This window comes from Clostridium folliculivorans, assembly GCF_024341905.1.
In the GTDB taxonomy this organism is placed as follows: Bacteria; Bacillota; Clostridia; order Clostridiales; family Clostridiaceae; genus Clostridium_AR; species Clostridium_AR folliculivorans.
On sequence record NZ_BQXY01000001.1, the window covers coordinates 623,804 to 639,620 of the forward strand.

The 15,817-nt window shown below is 31.3% G+C and carries 14 protein-coding genes; 13 read left to right on the forward strand and 1 reads right to left on the reverse strand.

Going from position 1 to position 15,817, the window contains the following annotated elements; all coding sequences use genetic code 11:
* The first annotated feature begins 156 nt into the window (after window positions 1–156).
* From OCU55_RS02715 to OCU55_RS24000, 11 genes are all read left to right on the forward strand, one after another.
* A complete protein-coding gene (locus tag OCU55_RS02715) occupies window positions 157–603 on the forward strand; it encodes a MarR family winged helix-turn-helix transcriptional regulator (protein WP_261850776.1) in 447 nt (148 codons plus the stop codon).
* A 218-nt stretch (window positions 604–821) separates the two neighbouring features.
* Window positions 822–1,232: a (2Fe-2S)-binding protein gene (locus OCU55_RS02720; protein WP_261850777.1), complete on the forward strand. Its 411-nt coding sequence runs from the start codon at window positions 822–824 to the stop codon at window positions 1,230–1,232.
* Window positions 1,233–1,369: 137 nt separating this feature from the next.
* Window positions 1,370–1,801 carry a hypothetical protein gene (locus OCU55_RS02725; protein ID WP_261850778.1) on the forward strand — a complete coding sequence of 144 codons (432 nt, stop codon included), beginning with the start codon at window positions 1,370–1,372 and terminating at the stop codon, window positions 1,799–1,801.
* A 5-nt stretch (window positions 1,802–1,806) separates the two neighbouring features.
* Window positions 1,807–2,328 carry a nitroreductase family protein gene (locus OCU55_RS02730; RefSeq protein WP_261850779.1) on the forward strand — a complete coding sequence of 174 codons (522 nt, stop codon included), beginning with the start codon at window positions 1,807–1,809 and terminating at the stop codon, window positions 2,326–2,328.
* 19 nt (window positions 2,329–2,347) lie between these two features.
* Window positions 2,348–2,932: a hypothetical protein gene (locus OCU55_RS02735; RefSeq protein WP_261850780.1), complete on the forward strand. Its 585-nt coding sequence runs from the start codon at window positions 2,348–2,350 to the stop codon at window positions 2,930–2,932.
* A 454-nt stretch (window positions 2,933–3,386) separates the two neighbouring features.
* Window positions 3,387–5,042, forward strand: coding sequence for a hydroxylamine reductase (gene hcp / locus OCU55_RS02740; protein ID WP_261850781.1), 1,656 nt, complete (start codon window positions 3,387–3,389; stop codon window positions 5,040–5,042).
* A 423-nt stretch (window positions 5,043–5,465) separates the two neighbouring features.
* Window positions 5,466–5,909, forward strand: a complete 444-nt coding sequence (locus OCU55_RS02745) for a MarR family winged helix-turn-helix transcriptional regulator (protein WP_261850782.1) — start codon at window positions 5,466–5,468, stop codon at window positions 5,907–5,909.
* A gap of 4 nt (window positions 5,910–5,913) precedes the next feature.
* Entirely contained in the window at window positions 5,914–7,641 is a 1,728-nt protein-coding gene (locus tag OCU55_RS02750; protein ID WP_261850783.1) for an ABC transporter ATP-binding protein, read from the forward strand.
* Window positions 7,642–9,131: 1,490 nt separating this feature from the next.
* Window positions 9,132–10,994, forward strand: a complete 1,863-nt coding sequence (locus OCU55_RS23955; protein WP_345795582.1) for an ABC transporter ATP-binding protein — start codon at window positions 9,132–9,134, stop codon at window positions 10,992–10,994.
* 328 nt (window positions 10,995–11,322) lie between these two features.
* Window positions 11,323–11,832, forward strand: coding sequence for a flavodoxin (locus OCU55_RS02760; protein WP_261850785.1), 510 nt, complete (start codon window positions 11,323–11,325; stop codon window positions 11,830–11,832).
* 97 nt (window positions 11,833–11,929) lie between these two features.
* Window positions 11,930–12,046: an aldo/keto reductase gene (locus tag OCU55_RS24000; protein ID WP_427847033.1), complete on the forward strand. Its 117-nt coding sequence runs from the start codon at window positions 11,930–11,932 to the stop codon at window positions 12,044–12,046.
* Here the strand turns inward: OCU55_RS24000 and OCU55_RS02765 are convergent.
* Window positions 12,025–12,804: an AraC family transcriptional regulator gene (locus tag OCU55_RS02765; protein ID WP_261850786.1), complete on the reverse strand. Its 780-nt coding sequence runs from the start codon at window positions 12,802–12,804 to the stop codon at window positions 12,025–12,027. The two genes, OCU55_RS24000 and OCU55_RS02765, sit on opposite strands and share 22 nt — an antisense overlap.
* A 161-nt stretch (window positions 12,805–12,965) precedes the next feature.
* Here OCU55_RS02765 and OCU55_RS02770 point away from each other — a divergent pair, with 161 nt between their 5' ends.
* Complete coding sequence (locus tag OCU55_RS02770) at window positions 12,966–14,951, forward strand: glycoside hydrolase family 127 protein (protein WP_261850787.1); 1,986 nt, start codon at window positions 12,966–12,968, stop codon at window positions 14,949–14,951.
* Between the two features lie 306 nt (window positions 14,952–15,257).
* Window positions 15,258–15,599 carry a zinc ribbon domain-containing protein YjdM gene (locus OCU55_RS02775; RefSeq protein WP_261850788.1) on the forward strand — a complete coding sequence of 114 codons (342 nt, stop codon included), beginning with the start codon at window positions 15,258–15,260 and terminating at the stop codon, window positions 15,597–15,599.
* Window positions 15,600–15,817 lie beyond the last annotated feature (218 nt).

The following is a 15,817-nucleotide window of genomic DNA, read 5'->3' on the forward strand; positions in this document are numbered from 1 at the left end:
TAAGTACTTGGATGTCAGAATTTGATTGGATGTATTAATAAGGTATAGTTTTAAAAGTTATGCCAGCATCGATTAACGTTGATGCTGGTATGTTTTTTTACAAAAAGCTATAAATAATGATTGACGATATTACTAATTAGTAATATAATTCATAGCATGGATAAAAAAAAGATATCATATGGTAAACTCAATGACTTAAATTTAAAGGTTGTAATCGCGCTAAACAGAGCAACTCAACATGTACATAAAAAAGAACTAAAAATAATCAAAGAGGGAGGACTAACATTTTCTCAATTTGGTGTTCTTGAGCTCTTGTATCATAAAGGTGATTTAAGAATTTCTGAAATTCTTGAAAAAATTCTAGCTACTGGAGGTAATATGACTGTTGTCATAGATAATTTAGCTAAGGATGGACTTGTTACGAGATGTAGTGACCCAAATGACAGACGAGTTAATTTGATTAGTATTACAGAAAAAGGAAAGAAGCTTATGAGAGATCTTTTTCCTAAACATGTAGAAAATATAAATGAGATATTAAGTGAATTATCTCAAAGTGAAAAAGAAACTTTAATTAGTATATTAAAGAAATTGCAAGGTGTATAACAAGATACACCTTTTATTCTGAAGATATACTACTAATTAGTAATATACTATATAGTAACACTAAAAGCTTAATATACATAAGCATAATCGTTTTTATAACAAACTGAAACTATAAAAATTATAGAAGTTTAAAAAGAAACATTATTATAAGATATAAATTTAAATTTATATATAGCCAAATAGTACATTAAATTATTTTAAACATGGGAGATAAAACAATGATAAAATCATTAATTTCAAAATTCTTTAAATCTAAAGGGGAAGATAAAATGGAAAACAAAGTAGTGTGTGGATGTTATAACGTTACTGTACAAGATTTGAATAATGCAATTAAAAATGGAGCTAAATCCTTTGAAGAAGTACAAGACATTACAAAGGTAGGTACTGGTTGTGGTAAGTGTATTAATGGTAATAAAGAATTGGTAAATGAATTAATAATTAAAAAGAAAATAGATGAGAACCAAATTGTATGCGGATGCTTTAAGGTTACTGCACAAGATATAGTTGCGGCTGTAAAGAATGGTGCAAAATCTTTTGAAGAAGTACAAGCTGTTACTAAGATAGGTACTGGCTGTGGAGGATGTATTGAAGGTAATAAAGCATTAGTAAGTTATTTACTAAAAAAGTAATATTCTAAATTTATATAATATTAGAGACTATGATTGCGTCTAGCGGTTATAGTCTCTAATAAATTGTGAAGTTTAAGTAAATATTGGTTGAAGAAATTTTTATGTAAATAAGGTAACGCAAAGAAGGGGAATATAATATGGATTATTTAAATAATGTTGAAAAAAGTGTTAAAGAAATATGTAATGATTGCTGTCATAATGGAACTGACAAGTGTAACTATAGAATGTGTAATATTGGCTTTGTTGAGTATGTAGCAAAGAAAAGTAAAGATAATTCTATATATGCCACACCTGATGGAGAAAACTTAATACCTAAAAATGATTTCAAGTATTATGATGAAAAAGTCATTGCTAGTAGCATTGCTAATACATGTAGATTATGCAAGAATTGCAATGAAAATCACAATGAAAGTTGTGTTATATCCCTAATCAGACGTTCCTTGGAATATACAAAATTAGAAAATAAGGTTGTATATCCAGGTAATGTAATAATGTATTTAGCTGGAGTATCAAAGCAAAAGCCAGAGTTTGCTGAATTAATAAAAGAAGAATATATGAGAATTGGGTAATCTTAATGAAAAATTTTGAGCAAATATGCAAGGATAGAAGTTCAATTAGAAAATTTATTGACAAAGAGATAGAAAAAGAAAAACTTTATCAAGTATTAAATATCATTAAAACTGCACCTTCAGCTGGAAATTTGCAGGCTTATGAGGTGATAGTAATAAAATCTAGTGATTTAAAAGAAAAGCTGTGTGAGGCAGCCCTTAATCAAGATTTTATAACAAAGGCTCCAATAGTACTTGTATTTGTTGCAAAGAAAGCTGAATCTTTTATAAGATATGGGGAAAGAGGAAAAGTGCTTTATAGTATTCAAGATGCTACCATAGCGTGTACTTATGCAATGCTAGCTTGCGAAGCTATAGGAATCTCTTCAACTTGGGTTGGTGCATTCGATGAAGAGAAAGTAATAAAACTTCTTAATTGTAAAGAAGAAGAGACGCCGATTGCACTGCTCCCTATAGGATATACATTAGCTCCAAAAATTCCTCTTACGAGAAGAAAAGAGAGTAATGAACTATTTAGAGAGATATAATTTCTAAGAGGGGAAGACAATGGATAAAGAAATGAAAGACAAATTTAATAAACTTATCAAAATGGTTCCATACTTTGATGATGAATATTGGACTTACTTTGGATATGGGGAGAGTTGGGGAAACAAGTGCTCTAGATGTTATATTAAAACAAAATCATATAATTCTCCTAATATTGAATGTATAAACTGCTGGAAGTTTGAGATATGGGAAGATAACCTGACCAGTTTAGATGATGCTATATTATTTCTTCTGGAAGAAGCAGAGAAGGATCATAATCTTAGTGGAAAGGTGATGAAAAATAAAGCTTTAACTTATGAAGAAAAGGGAAAAAGGTTAGGATCTGGAATTAGTCATTCAATACCAGACAGTGCTAAACCTGATCGTTATTTAAGTGGTGAAATAACTTGTGACAGAGTAATATTGATATATAACCAGTCGATTGAAGAGAGAGATATGAGAATGGATAGAATACTATTAGGACTAAAAGAGAGCGGAATCTATAAAAAGGATAGTTTTCCTTATAGGAGAGGATGTATAGAGCCTCACGAAAAATTTTTTGGCCCTTGGGAGAATTGGTTTGAAATGAATAAAGACTACAAATAATATGAATTACTAAAGAAATTTAAATATAGCATGAAAATGGTAGCGTTAGCAAAAGAGTGAGGGTGTTCGTAAGAGCATCTTTTTTACTGTATAGGAAAATATAAAATTTTTTGGTAACTAAAACTAGCAATATCAAGAGGTTAGAACAGCTATTTAGGGTAAACAGTAAAAAATAAGATTATGTCGCCTGCCAGATTTTCCTCATATACATTCGGAAAGGCAGATGCGCAAAAAACTCACTGAAGAAGGTCACTTCAGCAACTTTTTTATTGTATAGAAAATTATATAACAATAACTAGGGGATGGGGGATAGAAGGATGAAAGGTATTTTTTAGATGTTAAAGTGTATAAAGAATTTTGAATAGTAAATAATAAAGTGGTGAAATATAGGAGAAAACATTAAAGGACGACTTATTACTTAGGAAATTAATAATATTAAAAAGGAGCTATAAATATGGAAAATGCAATGTTTTGTTACCAATGCGAGCAAACCTTTGGCGGTAAAGGATGTACTAAAAGTGGAGTATGCGGAAAAACACCAGAAATAGCAAACTTACAGGATTTACTTATTTATCAGATAAAAGGAATTTCTTGTTATGCAAAGCCTTTGATTGAACAAGGAAAGATTATAGATAAGGAAATAGTTAAGTTTGTAGAAAATGGACTTTTTACAACACTAACAAATGTAAATTTTGATGCAGAGGTGCACGTTAGATTGTTAAAGGAGTCACAAAAAATCAAAGAAGCGATGAGGGATGAGGCACCTGAAGGAAAATATCCAGATCAAGCTACATACAATCTTAGTGACACAAAAGAGGAAATGTTAAGGGACTCAGTGAAAGCTGGAATAATGTACGACAAGGACCTTGATGAAGATGTACGCTCTTTAAGATCAACAATTTTATATGGTTTGAAAGGTGTAAGTGCATATGGACATCAAGCAAGATTTATTGGATATAATAGTCAGCAAGTAGATAATATTTATTTTTTAGGATTAGAAGCTACTACAAATGACAATTTGACTGTTGAAGAGCTTATTCGTATGACTATGAGGGTAGGGGATATGAGTGTAGAGGTGATGAAAACTTTAGATGATGCCAATACCACTAGGTATAGTAATCCCTCACCTCATAAAGTTAATGTCAATATCGTAAAAGGACCATTTATTATAGTATCTGGACATGATTTAAGAGACTTAGAAATGCTTTTAGAGCAAACAGAAGGTAAAGGTATTAATATTTATACTCATGGTGAAATGCTTCCTTCACATGGATATAAAGAATTAAAAAAATATAAGCATTTAGTTGGTAATTATGGTTCTGCATGGCAAAATCAACAGAAAGAGTTTGATGGAATTCCTGGATGTATTCTAATGACTACTAATTGTTTGATGAGACCAAGAGAAACCTATAAAGATAGAATATTTAGCACAAGTGTTGTAGGTTGGGATGGAATAAAGCATATAGATATGAAAGAAGATGGAACTAAGGATTTCAGTGAAATAATAAATAAAGCATTGGAGCTTGGAGGCTTTAAAGAAAGTGAGGAAGAGAAACAAATACTTGTAGGCTTTGGTCATCATGCTACTTTATCACACGCTGAAACTATTGTTAATGCAGTTAAGGAAGGAAAGATAAGACATTTCTTCTTAATAGGTGGATGTGATGGAGCAAGACCAGGAAGAAACTATTATACTGAATTTGCAAAAATGGTTCCAGAAGATTGTGTGATACTTACATTAGCTTGCGGTAAATATAGATTTAATAAATTGGATTTTGGAACAGTAGCAGGGTTGCCTAGGTTATTAGATGTAGGGCAATGTAATGATGCATATTCAGCTGTTAAAATTGCTACAGCTTTAGCAGATGCGTTCGATACTAGTGTAAATTCACTACCTTTAACAATTGTACTTTCTTGGTATGAGCAAAAAGCTGTTGCTGATTTGTTAGCTTTATTATCACTTGGAATTAAAGGCATGTACTTAGGACCTAGTTTACCTGCATTTATATCTCCAAATGTATTGCAGTATTTAGTAGACACCTTTAACATAAAACCGATAAGCACGCCAGAAGATGATTTACATACTTCATTAAAGCAAGCTATGTGCTAGAAATATATATAATGATGTGCATTATATAAAGTAATGTTATTAACCTACATTTGTGTCTTGAATTTATTTACTTAGCTAGATAATCTAGCTAAGTTTTTTTACTGTGAAGGAAAGTGTGAAGTTTTTATGGCTACTAAAAATATAAATTTCAATGGCTATAGAAGGCAGCTTAATAGATTTTTTTATTTTGCAGAGAATGATAATAAATTAAAACCTACTAATAACCTTGTACAGGCTATATTGAAAATGTAATTCTGTGAAATTTAAAAATATAAAAAATAAATATTTATTGTAATCGTATTCCTTCCATAAATCTATCTTGACTACAATATACATGGTGATATAATTGTTTCGTGTACGAATTAATCGGTTCCGAATAATTACAATGCGAATTAATTCGTCTTAGAAATTGGGGGGAGGAAAATGTCTTTTAGCGATACAAACAGAGATATAACAAGGCTTTTTTTTGAAGTTAGTAAAACTATTCAACAAACCATGCGTAAGAATTTTGAAAAAGGCGAAGTAACTATGCCTCAGGGGATGGTTCTTCATATTTTATGTGAATATGGTGAAATGAAAATTAGTGATTTAAGCGATAAGGTACATCTATCTAAGAGTACTGTTTCTGGCATAGTTGATAGATTAGAAAATCATGGACTAGTTGAAAGAACAAGAAACTTAGAAGATAGAAGAACTGTTTACGTAAAAGTAACTAAGAAGTTTGAAGAACAGCATAAGGGGATACATAAAAAGGCAGAAGAAAGCTTTGAGGACTTACTTAGTTCTGCAACTCCCGAAGATAAGGAGAAAATAATTGATGGACTCAATACTCTGAAGAGAGTATTAATGGATAGAAAGGAGAGGTAGCTTTATGTTAAGACTTTATAAATTTTTAAAACCATTTACTGCTATGGTAATAGGAGTAGTGATTTTTGTAGCTTGCCAAGCTATCGGAGATCTTTATCTTCCTACTTTAATGTCAGACATAATAAATGATGGCGTTATGCAAGGAGATACAAGCAAGATTTTTCACATTGGAGGTGTAATGCTTCTAGTTGCTTTAGGAGGTGTTATTTGCTCAGTTTTAGCTAGTTTATTATCATCTAAATCTGCAGCAGGCCTTGGAGAAATAATTAGAAGCAAGGTATTCAGAAAAGTTGAAAGCTTTTCACTTCATGAATTTGATAAAATAGGTACAGCTACACTTATTACTAGAACAACAAATGATATAACTCAAATTCAAACAGTTACAGTTATGATAATGCGTATGATGATCAATGCGCCGATTATGTGTATTGGTGGTATCATAATGGCTTATAGAAAAGATGGATCTCTTACATGGGTATTAGGAGTTTCTATACCAGCACTTATAATTGTTATAGCAATACTAGCGACTAGAATGATGCCGCTTTTCAAGTTAGTACAAGTAAAGATTGATAGAATTAATCTTGTTCTACGTGAGAAACTTACAGGAATAAGAGTTATACGTGCTTTTAATACTGTAGATAGAGAAACAAAGCGTTTTAATGAAGCTAATGTTGATCTTACTGAAAACTATATTAAGGTAAATAAGATTATGGCATTCATGATGCCTTCAATCATGCTTATAATGAACTTTACTTCTTTATCAATTCTTTGGTTTGGTGGACTACGTATCAGTGAAGGAAGCATGGATTTAGGAGCGTTATCTGCATTTACTCAATATGCTATGCAAATCATGTTCTCAATGATTATGCTTGCAATGATGTTTATTATGGTTCCACGTGCTCAAGCTGCAGCAGTAAGAATCAACGAAGTACTTGATACTGTTCCAGAAATTACAGATAAAGAAACAGTGAGAGAAGATTTTGAAGGTAAAGGATATGTTGAGTTTAAGGATGTAAGCTTTAGCTATCATGGAGCTGAAGAACCAGCACTTAGAAACATTTCATTTGCAGCAAAACCAGGTGAAATTACAGCTATAATAGGAAGTACAGGGTCTGGTAAGTCTACATTAATAAACTTAATCACAAGATTCTATGATGTGCAGAGTGGAAATGTGCTAGTTGATGGTGTAGATGTTAGAGAAATTTCACAAGAAGCTCTTAGAAGTAAGATAGGTTTTGTTCCACAAAAGGCAGTATTATTCTCTGGAACAATAGCTGAAAATATTAAATTTGGAAATGATAAAGCAACTGATGAAGAGATTAGACATGCTGCTGAAGTTGCGCAGGCTGCTGACTTTATAGCTACTATGGATGGAGGCTATGATCACGAAATTGCTCAAGGTGGTACAAACGTATCTGGTGGTCAAAAGCAAAGACTTTCTATAGCAAGAGCTTTAGTAAGAAGACCTGAAGTATATATTTTCGATGATAGTTTCTCAGCACTAGACTTTAAGACAGATGCAAAACTTAGAGCTGCTCTTAAGAAAGAAACAAAGGAATCAACCGTAATTTTAGTTGCACAAAGAGTTGGTACAGTTATGGATGCAGATAGAATAATAGTTCTAGATGAAGGCTCTGTTGTAGGAATGGGAAATCATAAAGAATTATTACAAACATGTAATGTTTATCGTGAAATTGTATCCTCACAACTTTCAGAGGAGGAGTTAGCATGAGTGAAAACAGAGGAAATAGACCCGCTGGAGGCAGAAGAGGCGGCCCAATGGGCGGCATGGGAAGACCAGTAGAAAAAGCAAAAGACTTTAAAGGCTCACTTAAAAGACTTTTAAGATATTTAAAACCACATAGAATAAATTTAATAGTTGTTCTTATATTTGCTATTTTGAGTACATCCTTTACAATAGCAGCACCAAAAATAACAAGTAAAGCAATGAATAAATTGCAAAATGCATATATGGCTCGTAAGATGCTTTCCGAGATGTCAAAGGGTCAAAATGAAGCTATGGATCAAATGAACAGTAAAATGGGAGATGTCCAAACAGAGGTTTCAGGCAAAATTATTGACAAAATGGCTGATGGACAAAAAACTGCTGTAGATAAGATAACTACAAGTATGGGTGACGCTCAAGCTAAGGCTGTTGATGAAATCTATAAGAATGTAGCAATACAAATGTATCAAGGTATAGCTACAGGACAAAAGACTGCAGTTGATAAAATTACTGCTCAAATGGCTACAGCTCAAAAGACAATGGTAGCTCAAGTTCAACAACAAATGCAGCAAATGCAAAAGATGCAACAACAAGCGGCACAACAAGCAGCTCAAGGTGGAACAACAACTCAAAGCACAACTCAAGCTACACAAAGTGCAGCTCAACCGGATGCTCAAACTTTAGCTGCAATTCAAAGTTTAATGAAGCTTCCAATGATTGATGCAACAACAGATAGAGCAACAAGAGTTAAAACTACTCTTGATTTTATCAATATTCTTAAGGCTATGCCAGCTAATGGACAAATAGATAAAAATTCTTTAGCTACATTAGAAGAATTATTAAATATTCCAATGCTTGATAAAGCTAAGATTGGAAATGATAAAGTTAATGTAATGAAGAAATTCATGAGTGTTGCTAAGAAATTGCCTGGAGGCAGTTCATCATCAAGTTCAATGAGTCTTGATACAGCACAAATGAATGAAGTCTATAACAGAATAGCTAAGATGACAGACTTTACTGCAAAAGCTTCAAGTTCAACTACAAAGATGGATCAAAAAGCTACAGATGCAGTTCAAAAATTACTGAAGCTTCCATTAATAAATGATATTAAAGATGCTACAGAAAAGAAGAATAATTTAACTCAGCTTATTGATATATTTAAAGACATGCCAGATATGTCAAGTGACAGTAGTTCAACTTCTGGAACTCAAATAAATAAGTCAGATTTAGATACTGTTAAAGAGTTACTAGCTGCAGCTGATATAAGCACTATTAAAGATTCAAAAGAAAAGACTGCTGCTGCAGTAAAACTAGTTGATATATTCAGTAAAATGCCAAAAACTGATAGTACTACAACTACAGATACAATGAATCCAGATCAACTTAATAGTGTAAAGCAGTTATTAGCTTTGCCAGTGTTGAATTCAATAACTGACACTAACGAAAGAACTAAAGTTATAAGTCAGATGTTAGATATATTCAATAGTATGCCTGACATGGGAACAACTACCGATACAGATTCAAAAAACAAGATAGATACTAAGAGTATAAAATCAATTCAGAAGTTTATAGCTCTTCCTAAATTAGATACTTTAACAGATGCAAATCAAAGAGCAGAAGTATCTAGACAAATTATAGATTTAGGTAGTGAATTATCAAAGACAATGGACAATGCTCCTACAAGTCCTAAAGATAATGTAAAGTTTACTGATGATCAAATTAATTCAGTAATTACAGCAATAAAGGAAACAAATGGAGAATATGACTTTAAGTACATCGGAAACATAGCTCTAGTTCTTATTGGAATGTATATAATCAGTGCAATTTTCAGTTTAACAATGGGGCTTGTAATGTCAGGAGTTGCTCAGAAGACAGTTCGTGACTTAAGAAAAGAAGTTGATGAAAAGCTTTCAAGATTACCACTTAAGTATTTTGATATGCATTCTCATGGAGATATACTAAGTCGTGTTACTAATGATGTTGATACTATAGCAACTACATTACAGCAAAGTTTAACTCAGATAATTACATCTATTATAACTATAGTTGGTTATATAATAATGATGCTTACAATTAGTCCTATTTTAACACTTATTGTAATAGCAACATTACCTCTATACGTTATAGCTACTGCTACAATTGCAAAGAAATCTCAAAAGTACTTTGCAGCTCAACAAAAGGAAATTGGTTTATTGAGTGGACATGTAGAAGAAATGTATACTGGTCATAAGATAGTTAAAGCTTTTGGTCATGAAAAAGATTCTATAGAAGAATTTGAAGCTATTAACGGAAGACTTAAAAGTTCTGGATGGAAGGCTCAATTTGTTTCTGGTATAATGTTCCCTCTTATGAACTTTATAAGTAACTTAGGTTATGTTGGAATCAGTATGGTTGGTGGTATTTGGATCACAAAGAGTCTGTTAGGTCTAGGTGATATACTTGCCTTCATTCAGTACTCAAGATCATTTACTATGCCAATCGTTCAAACTGCAAATATAGCAAATGTTATTCAGTCAACTATAGCTTGTGCTGAACGTGTATTCCAAGTACTTGATGAAGAAGAAGAAATTCCAGACAGTGCTGATGCAATAGTATTAGAAAATGCTAAGGGAGAAGTTACTTTCGAACATGTTGATTTTAGATATGTAGAAGATGTACCTCTAATAGAAGATATGAACCTTGATGTTAAGCAAGGACATACTGTTGCTATTGTTGGACCTACTGGTGCAGGTAAGACAACACTTGTTAATCTTTTAATGCGTTTCTATGAAATAAATGCAGGTAAGATAAAAATTGATGGTGTTGATATAAATGACATTAAACGTAGTGAATTACGTAAGATGTTTGGTATGGTTCTTCAAGATACATGGCTATATAACGGATCTATTAAAGATAATATAGCATATGGAAAAGAAGATGCTACAATGGAAGAGATTGTTCGTGCAGCAAAAGCAGCACATGCTGACCACTTCATAAGAACACTGCCAGAAGGTTATGATACAGTTCTTAATGAAGAAGGAACAAATATTTCACAAGGTCAAAAACAACTTCTAACTATTGCCCGTGCAATACTTGCTGATCCTGCAATCTTGATTCTTGATGAAGCTACAAGTAGTGTTGATACAAGAACAGAAGTATTAATACAAAAGGCTATGAACAACTTAATGAATGGAAGAACAAGCTTTGTAATTGCTCACAGACTTTCTACTATTCGTGATGCTGAGTTAATATTAGTTATGAATAAAGGAACAATCATAGAAATGGGCAATCACAAGCAATTACTAGATAAAGGCGGCTTCTATGCTGATCTTTACAACAGTCAATTCTCAGGCGCAGACTTGGAAGTTGAGACTGTATAGTATAATATCAATTTTATAAAGAATTTTAAGTAGCCATATGTGGGAGGAATATTTACTCACATATGGCTATTTTTTACTGTATAAGGAAGTATAAAGTTTTTATGTGTAATAAAACTAGATATTTCAAGAGGGTTAGAAGTTTGTTACTGTAAAGGGACTTTACGATTTTTTTATCCAAGAACATAATTAAACATTAATGACATATGATCGAACATATACTGTAGTAAACGAAAAAAATTTAAAACCCATAATAATTACAGCAATATTATTTGTTGATTAAATAATATTTAGAAGAATATCAAGAATAAAAATAGAAGGGGTGGAACCTATGTCAAAGACAGAAAATATACTTATAGCTTACTTTTCATATTCAGAAAATAGTAGGAGGGTTGCTGAATTAATTCAAGAAAAGACAGGGGGAGATATTTTTAGGATAGAGACCGTAAATCCTTATCCAACTGATTATAATGCAGTTGTTGATCAGGCTAAAAGGGAGCAGGAATATGACTATAGACCGAAACTTGCAGCACAGGTTGATGATATGGTGGCATACGATGTAGTCTTTGTTGGTTATCCTAACTGGTGGATAACAATGCCTATGCCTGTATTTACTTTTTTTGAGCAATATGATTTTTCTGGAAAGATGGTTATACCTTTTTGCACACATAGGGGCACTGGATTAGGTCAAAGTGTAGACGATATCATGGAGCTCTGTCCAAATTCAACAATTATTGATGGACTAGAAATCATGGATGACGAAGAAGTTGATCAACAAATTGATATGTGGTTAGATAGAATACCTATTTCTAGTAGATTAAGTATAAACAATTCAAATTAATTTTATATATAAGGTCATTATAGGGATCGTTTAAAAATAGAGCCAGCTCAAATGAAGTGCGACCATTTGAGCTGGCTCTTGTTGTACTTTAAATTTCATTGGCTGTACCAATCTTTTTGATACAGCCAATGTATACTCTGATGTAACCAGTGAAGAAATTGTAGGAAGAGCTTTAAAGGATTACGCTAAAATTTATACATTTTGCCTTCTATAATTGTTAGGTGATATATTAAATAACTTTTTAAAGGCTTTGCTATAGTGAAATTCATCATAGAAGCCGAACATAATGGCTATTTCCTTTAATTTCATATGAGGATAAGAGATTAAAAAGTATTTTGAATTATTAAGTTTAAGTTCTAAATAATAGTCATGAATACTTTTTCCAGTACTAGTTTTAAAATGTTTTTGTAAAGTTCTAGGAGCAAAGTTTAGTGATTTAGATAAATCTTCAATAGTAATTTTATCTTGAAGATTTTCCTCTAATATTGAAATTATGTCTTTAGTAAGTTGATTATATTGAAGGTGGTCAGTTATATTAAATTGTAAATCAATTTCTGATAATATTCGAGAAAGAATAGAACTAGCTAATTTTGAATTTGATTCATTTCCCATATTACATAGTAAAGATAATTCATTGAAATAATAAAGCGATTTATGATTATCTCTCAAATTTAACTTTGATGGAATACAGTAATAAGATTCTATTATGTTATCTGGTTTTTTAAAAATAACATAATCTTTAATATCACAAGAAAAATGTATGTAATAACAGGAAGAATTTTTAAGATTATTGGAGTTAGGGTAATGGTGTTTATGGGCAGGTAAAAACATAATATCGCCTTCACGACTTTCTATTAGTTCATTTTCAACAATTACATTAAAACCTCCGCTTATAACATAAACTAAGTCATGAAAAGGTAAGGTCCTATCTGGATGGGCAATATTATCATTAAATGCTAGTTTACTGCACATATCAATTTTTCTAAAACAATTTGAATTTAAATTTGTATATAACATGTGCATTATTTTACATGAGGTCGTCATTTAAGTCAATGGATTGAACAAGTGGAATAAAGTTATAATCAACTTGTACCCGTGATATTACAAAATAATGATAAAAAGGAGGAGAATTTATGAGTAATAAAATTACTAAGGTTTTAACAAATAATATAAAGTTTAATAATGTTAACATTACAGATAGATTTTTTGGATACTATCAAAATTTAATAATTAATGAGGTTATACCATATCAATGGAAAGTATTAAATGATGAATTAGAAGATGTTGTAAAGAGTTCAGCTATAAAAAACTTTAAGATTGCAGCAAAAGAGGCAAAAGGTAACTTTTATGGGTTTGTTTTTCAAGATAGTGATGTCTATAAATGGTTAGAAGCAGTGGCTTATAGCTTACATTTAAAACAAAATAAAGAGTTAGAAAAATGTGCTGATGAAGTTATTGAGTTAATAGGAAGAGCTCAACAAGATGATGGATATCTTCATACTTATTTTATAATAGAAAGACCGGATATGAAGTTTAAGGACCTATGGGAATGTCATGAATTATATTGTGCAGGACACTTTTTTGAGGCTGCAACTGCCTATTATAATGCAACTGGTAAAGTAAAAGTAATTGAAATAGCAAAGAAGCTTGCGGATTGTATATATAATAATTTTGGCTATGAGGATGGCAAAATAAAGGGATATGATGGACATGAGGAAGTAGAGTTAGGTCTTATGGCTTTATATAGTGTAACAAAGGAAGAAAGGTATTTGCACTTAGCTAAGTTCTTTATTGATGAGAGAGGTCAGTCTCCACATTTCTTTGAAGTTGAATGGGAAGCAAGAGGGAAAACTAGCTATTGGAGTGGATGGAAGCAGTGTGAGTCGCCCAATGCTTCAAAAGAGTTTATTTCCTTCATAGGAGCTGAGTATAATCAGACGCATAAACCGGTAAGAAAACAAGATGAAGCTGTTGGACATGCAGTTAGAGTTGTTTATATGTTATGTGGAATGATTGATGTTGCAAAGGAATCAGGGGATGATAGTTTATTAGAGGCTTGCCAAAAGTTATGGGATAATATAGTGAATAAAAAGATGTATATAACAGGAGCAATAGGTTCAACGCATGTTGGAGAAGCATTTACAGGAAATTATGATTTGCCAAATGATTCTTTATATGGAGAGACTTGCGCTTCCATAGGGCTTGCTATGGCTGCTAAGAGAATGTTAAATACAGAAATTAATTCTAAGTATAGCGATATAATAGAAAAAGAAATATATAATGGAATAATTTCAGGGATCGCTATGGATGGAAAGTCTTTCTTTTACGTGAATCCGTTAGAAGTATACCCTAAGAACCATACTAACCCTGTTTTAGAACAAGTAAAGATTGAAAGACAAAAATGGTATCCTTGTGCATGCTGTCCACCAAATATATCTAGATTTTTGCTTAATATAGGAGATTATATATATTCTACTAATAATGATACAGTGTATATTCATCAATATATTGCAAATAATTCTAATTTTAATATTGGAGATTCCTATATAAGTTTAGAGATAGATTGTGATTTATTAAAATCCCAGGAGATACGAATTAAATTAAATTTTAGTGATTTATCGGATAATAAAGTAGCGTTAAGATTACCTAGTTGGAGCAAAGGATATTTAATAAATATATCTGATGATAAAGCAAAGTGCAGAGTTATTGATGGGTATATTTATTTAGATAATATTTCACAAAAAAAGATAGTTATAGATTTAACTCTTAAAGCTGAATTAATACTTATGAAGGCAGATAGAAGAGTAAGGTATGATGCAGGTAAGGCGGCTATAACATATGGACCGATAGTGTATTGTGCAGAAGAAATAGATAATGGTAGTATGTTATATAATTTATTCATTAAAGATTCAAAGAGCTTTAAAAGAGAACCATTTATGCATAAAGATTTGGAGTTATTTAAAGTAACTATTAATGGATACAAAGAGATAGATGATGATGACAGTTTATATCATGAAAACAATGTTCAGCTAGAAAATAAAGAAATAATTTTAGTTCCATATCACTATTGGGGCAATAGGGGATTGGGAGAAATGCAAGTTTGGGTTAGAGTTAAATAAAGTTTGATAATAAAAAATAGTTTATTATATCTTTATAGAGTAGAGAAATAATCTTAACTATATAAGTTTTGCAGGGGATGCAACTGCTTTTTTCCGTATGGTTGTTTTAGAGAAAACAAATTTATCCTCAGAAGAACTTGTAAAACTGGGATTGGTGATTGAAAAAAAATATGGTATTATATAAGTCTGTAAAAACTCTAATATATATTTTGGGTGGATTTTAAGTTTACGACTGCTAGTTGAAAATAGTTGTAAAGCTATCCATCTATTTAAGAATTAATAACAACAAATGGAGGAAATAAACTAATGAATAATTTGCCGAATTGTCCAAAATGTAATTCAGAATATACTTATGAAGATGGAGAGGTTCTAATTTGTCCAGAATGTTCTCATGAATGGGCTGAAGGATCAGCAAGTCAAAGTAATGAAGATGTTAAAGTTGTTAAAGACTCAAATGGAAATATCTTAAGCGATGGTGATTCTGTAACAATAATTAAAGATCTTAAAGTGAAGGGTGCTTCATCAGCATTAAAGAAAGGTACCAAAGTAAAAAATATACGTTTAGTTGATGGAGATCATAATATTGATTGTAAAATTGATGGATTTGGAGCTATGAGTTTAAAATCTGAATTCGTTAAAAAGATATAAAGAGAATTTAATGATTTATTTAAGTATTGAGGAGGACTAAGTCTAAAATAGATGAAGTTCTCCTTTTTTTACTTTTAAGCGGCTATTTTAATGACTTTTATTGGATTCAAAAAGCAAAACAAGTTATAATTGATAGTTCAATATTTGCGATATTTTTAAAAGAATATAACAAGAAATAGTTAAAATTAAAATGTATAATTAGTATATCAAAAGAAAAG